The 4,927-nt window shown below is 70.7% G+C and carries 5 protein-coding genes; 4 read left to right on the plus strand and 1 reads right to left on the minus strand.

Annotation, left to right across the window (positions count from 1 at the left end):
- Both AX685_RS03345 and AX685_RS03350 read left to right on the plus strand, forming a co-directional pair.
- Positions 1 to 1,040, plus strand: a 1,040-nt coding sequence (locus AX685_RS03345) for a penicillin acylase family protein (RefSeq protein WP_066485443.1), incomplete at its 5' end; no start/stop codon positions are given.
- 10 nt (positions 1,041 to 1,050) lie between these two features.
- Positions 1,051 to 2,652 carry an N-acyl-D-amino-acid deacylase family protein gene (locus AX685_RS03350; protein WP_082740493.1) on the plus strand — a complete coding sequence of 534 codons (1,602 nt, stop codon included), beginning with the start codon at positions 1,051 to 1,053 and terminating at the stop codon, positions 2,650 to 2,652.
- A 10-nt stretch (positions 2,653 to 2,662) separates the two neighbouring features.
- On the opposite strand, the gene AX685_RS03355 is transcribed toward AX685_RS03350, so the two are convergent.
- On the minus strand, positions 2,663 to 3,127 hold the full coding sequence (locus AX685_RS03355; RefSeq protein ID WP_066485445.1) for a hypothetical protein: 465 nt from the start codon (positions 3,125 to 3,127) through the stop codon (positions 2,663 to 2,665).
- A 147-nt stretch (positions 3,128 to 3,274) separates the two neighbouring features.
- Between AX685_RS03355 and dgcN the strand changes: the two genes are divergently transcribed.
- Together dgcN and AX685_RS03365 are read left to right on the plus strand one after the other, a co-directional pair.
- Positions 3,275 to 4,312: an N-acetyltransferase DgcN gene (dgcN, locus tag AX685_RS03360; protein ID WP_066485451.1), complete on the plus strand. Its 1,038-nt coding sequence runs from the start codon at positions 3,275 to 3,277 to the stop codon at positions 4,310 to 4,312.
- Positions 4,270 to 4,927: enolase C-terminal domain-like protein (locus AX685_RS03365; protein WP_066485453.1), on the plus strand; the 658-nt coding region annotated here is incomplete at its 3' end. The genes dgcN and AX685_RS03365, both read left to right, overlap by 43 nt.

A 4,927-nucleotide genomic window follows, 5' to 3' on the forward strand; every position in this document is an offset into this window, starting at 1 on the left:
AGATGTGTATAAGAGACAGCGGCAACACCGGCTGGCAGGTGATCGGCTTCGTGCCGCAGCGCAAGGCGGGGGACGGGCTGCTCCCGGTACCGGGCGACGGCCGCTATGACTGGACGGGGTACAAGGATTTTCGCGCGCTGCCATCGGAATATAATCCGGCCAGGGGCTGGTTCGCCTCCGCCAACCAGAACAACCTGCCCGCCGACTGGCCGAAGGCTCGTGTCCCCGCCTATTCTTTCCGCGATCCCTACCGCTACGAACGGATTGCGCAGGTGCTGGCCGCGCAGCCCCGCCACACCCTGGCCGACAGCGTCGCGTTGCAGCACGACACCTTCTCCACCCCGGCGATGCAGTTCGTGGCGGCGCTGCCCGATGCGCCCTCCGCCGCGGCGAAGCCCGCCGCCACGATGCTGGCGGGCTGGAACCTGCGGCTCGACCGCGGCAGCGCGGCGGCGGCATTGTACGAGATCGTGTGGCGTGACCTGTCGAAGCGCGTGCTCGCCGAACTGGTGCCCGATCGCGCGAAAGCGCTGGTGACCGATATCGCCCCGTCGATCCTCCTCGCCGAGGCGAAGAAGCGCCCCGCGCTGGTCGATGCCGCGCTGGCGTCGGGCTGGCAGGAGGCGCAGCGGCTGCTGGGCGCGCAGCCCGCCGCCTGGCGGTGGGACACGCTGCATCAGGTGCGGATCACCCACCCGCTGTCGCGCATCCCGGCGATCGCCGCGGCCTTCCCCCCCATCGAGGGGTCGGGGTCGGGCGGTGACAGCTATACCGTGATGGCGCGGTGGCTGGGCGACGGCCCGTCGTGGCGGACCGGCGGCGGCGCCAGCTATATCCAGGTGATCGATGTCGGGGGATGGGACAATTCGCTGATGCTCAACCTGCCGGGCCAGTCGAACGACCCGAAATCACCGCATTACCGCGATCAATATGCCCCATGGATCGACGGACAGATGCAGCCGATGCCGTTCAGCCGCGCCGCGGTGGACGCACAGGCCACGACCCGCACGCTGCTGCAACCCGGCCAGCCCCGGCGATAGAGGACCAAGGATGACCCGTGCCCCGCTGCTCGCGCTGATCGCGCTCCTCGCCGGCCCGGCGGTCGCGCAGAAGACGCGTCCTGTCGACGTCGTGATCCGCGGCGGAACGGTCTATACCGGCGCCGATGCTCCGCCGATCACCGGCGATGTGGAGATCGCCGGCCAGCGCATCGTCTATGTCGGCCGGTCGCGCGGGACGACCGCCAAGCAGGTGATCGACGCGCGCGGGCAGATCGTCGCCCCCGGCTTCATTGACGCGCATACCCATCCGGACAGCTACATCCGCTCCGCCGATGCGAAGGAGCGGCTCAACCTGCCGTGGCTGGCGCAGGGCGTGTCGACGATCGTGATCGGCGTCGACGGCTATGGTACGCCCGACATCGCCGCCGACGCGGCGAAGCTGGAGGCATCGCGGATCGGCACCAATGTCATCCCCTTCGTCGGTTTCGGCGCGGTGCGCGGGCGCGTCATCGGGCGCGACGACCGCGCGCCCACCCCCGCCGAGCTGGCGCAGGAAAAGGCACTGGTCGCCAAGGCGATGTGCGAGGGCGCGACCGGTTTTTCCACCGGATTGTTCTACCCCCCGCAAAGCTACGCCAAGACCGACGAGGTGATCGCCGTCGCGCGAGAGGCGGCGATCCGCGGCGGGATGTACGACACCCACCAGCGCGACGAATCGAACTACAATATCGGCCTGATCGCCTCCACACAGGAAGCGATCCGGATCGGGCGCGAGGCGGGGATGCCGGTGCATTTCGCCCACCTCAAGGCGCTGGGCGTCGATGTGCAGGGCATGGCGCCGCAATTGATCGCGACGATCGACGCGGCGCGGCGCGCGGGGCAGGAAGTGACCGCCGATCAATATCCGTGGCTGGCGTCGGGAAGCAGCGTCGATGCCGCACTGCTCCCCGGCTGGGTGGTGGACGGCGGCTATGCGAAGATGATCGCGCGCTTCGACGATCCCGCGACGCTGGCGAAGATCAAGGTCGCGATGGCCGAAAACCTGCGCCGCCGCGGCGGCAAGGAATCGCTGTTGCTGACCGCGGCCGGACAGCCCTGGACCGGAAAGACGCTGGGGCAGATGGCGACGCAATGGGGTCTGGACCCGATCGACGCCGCGATCCGCATCCTGCGCGTTCCCAACAAGGACGGCACCGATCCGGCCGGCAGCGCGGTCGCCAGCTTCAACATGGCCGATCGCGACGTCGATCTCATCATGAAGCAGCCATGGGTCGTCACCAGTTCGGACGGGTCGAACGGCCACCCGCGGCAATGGGCGACCTTCCCGAAGAAGTACCAGACCTATGTGCGCGAACGGCACGTCATCTCGCTGGCCGATTTCATCCGCCGCTCCACCGGCGCCACCGCCGACATGTACCGGATCGCCGGGCGCGGCTATCTGCGCGCGGGCCATTACGCCGACGTCGTCGTGTTCGATCCGGTCCGCTACGCGCCGCGCGCCGATTACGTCCACCCGCGCGTCGCCAGCGTCGGGGTGACCGCGCTGTTCGTCAACGGCCGCCTCGCGCTGCGCGACGGCGCCACCACGGGCGAGGCGGCGGGCCGGGTGCTGCTGCGCCCCACGCCACCGGGGTGCCCGGCACGGTCCTGAGGGCCCCGCCTCAGCCGCGCTCCTCGAACTGGCGCAGAACGCGTACCGGCGCGAAGGGCGCGCGCCACAGGATCACGTGATAATGATCCGCGCCGTCCAGCCCGTCGGCGCTCAGCGTGCCCAGCCCGCCGAACTGCGCCCGCACGCGATACATGCCCGCGGGCACCGGCAGCAGGTCGACCGGACCGCCGGTGCATTCGTGGATCTCCAGCCGCCCCGACGGCAGGTCCAGGCTCGCCTCCGCGACATGGTCCCATACGCCAGGCGGATCCTCGGGCGGCGGGGCATCGGCGATCTCCACCGTCACCGGCACGCTCATGTCGCGCGCCGGCTGGATCACCACCACGAACGGCGCCGCCTTGATCCGGCGCGCGACGTCCGCATCGTCGTAATCGGTCGGCGCGTCGGGTTTCTCGCCATGGTCCCACAGGTAGAACTGGTGATAATCGGCGAAGATCTCATAGCGTTTCTGCACCTGCTCACTTTAACGCCCCGCACAGCCGCGGTCGACCGCCGCCCGGCTCATAGCCAGACGTTATAGGGGCCGGTGCGAGCATGATTGGCGCCCCCGCCCGCGCCGCCCCTACCGTTCGGCTTCATGCTTATTCCTTCAGGTGGAACGATGATCCCCGGCCCCTACCTGCTCTATCTCGGCCATTCGGATGACGAGGTGGGCATCAAGACCTCGCGCGGGCTGGCCGCGTTCCGCCGCGACGATTGCGTCGGCGAATGGCGCCACGACGATTGCCCGCTGACGCTGGGGATGCCGCGGATGGACGTCGCCGCCGCGCGTGAGGCGGGGGCACGCACCCTGGTGCTGGGGATCGCCAATGCCGGGGGGCGGCTGGGCGACGACCTGATCGACGATGCGCTGCTGGCGATCGCCGCGGGGATGAACGTCGCGTCCGGGCTGCACCAGCGGCTGCGCGACGAGCCACGGCTGGTCGCCGCGGCCGATGCGGTCGGCGTGTCGCTGTTCGACGTGCGCGACGCGCCCGCGCACCTGCCGGTCGGCAACGGCCGGCGGCGTGCGGGCAAGCGCCTGCTGACCGTCGGCACCGATTGTTCGGTGGGAAAGATGTACGCCACCTTGTGCCTGCGCGACGCGATGCGCGCGCGCGGGGTCGCCGCCGATTTCCGCGCCACCGGGCAGACCGGCATCCTGATCGCGGGCGACGGCGTGCCGCTCGACGCGGTGGTGGCCGATTTCATCGCCGGCGCGATCGAGGTGCTGGCCCCCGCGCGTGACGACGACGGCTGGGACCTGATCGAGGGGCAGGGATCGCTGTTCCACCCCAGTTTCGCGGGCGTGTCCACCGGGCTGCTGCACGGCGCGCAGCCCGCCGCGATCGTGCTGTGCCACGATCCGATGCGCGCGCACATGCGCGGCCTGCCGCATTACCAGCTGCCCGATCTGGCCACCTGTCTGGAGGCGAACCTGCAGGTCGCGCGGCTGACCAGCCCCGACGTGCAGGCGACCGGTATCGCGCTCAACACCGTCAAGCTGGACGAGGATGCAGCGCGGCGGCTGTGCGCCGATACCGCGCAGGCGCTCGGCCTGCCGTGCACCGACCCGTATCGCTTCGGCGCCGACCCGATCGTCGACTGGACCCTGACATGCTTCGCACCTGCCGCGCCCGCCATGACCGCTTCGCGCTGAACACGCCGTTCCGCATCTCGCGCGGGGTGAAGACCGCCGCCGACGTCGTGACCGTCACCGTCGAGGGCGGCGGCCATGTCGGTCGCGGCGAGGGCGTTCCGTATCCGCGCTATGGCGAGACGATCGACGATGCGCTGGCGCAGATCGCGGCGGTGGCGCCGCTGATCGCCGACGGCGCGGGCCGCGCCGATCTGTACGCCGCGATGCCGGCCGGCGCCGCGCGCAACGCGGTCGACGCGGCGCTGTGGGACTGGGAGGCGCGCGCCGCCGACAGCACCGTCGCCGCGCTCGCCGGCATCGCCCCCGCCGCGCCGGTCGCCTCCGCGATCACCATCGCGATCGACACGCCCGATGCGATGGCCGCCGCCGCCGCGCGCCACGCCCACGTCCCGCTGCTGAAGGTGAAGGTCAACCGCGAGGATGCGCTGGCGCAGATCGCCGCGGTGCGCGCCGCTGCTCCCGCCCCGCGGCTGATCGTCGATCCGAACGAAAGCTGGTCCATCGCCGAGGTGCTGGTGTGGCAGGACATGCTGCTGGACCAGCGCGTCGACTTGCTCGAACAGCCGCTGCCCGCCGGGGAGGACGGGGCGCTCGCCGACATCACCTCGCCGATCG

Source organism: Sphingomonas sp. CCH9-F2 (assembly GCF_001556735.1).
GTDB lineage: Bacteria > Pseudomonadota > Alphaproteobacteria > Sphingomonadales > Sphingomonadaceae > Sphingomonas > Sphingomonas ginsenosidimutans.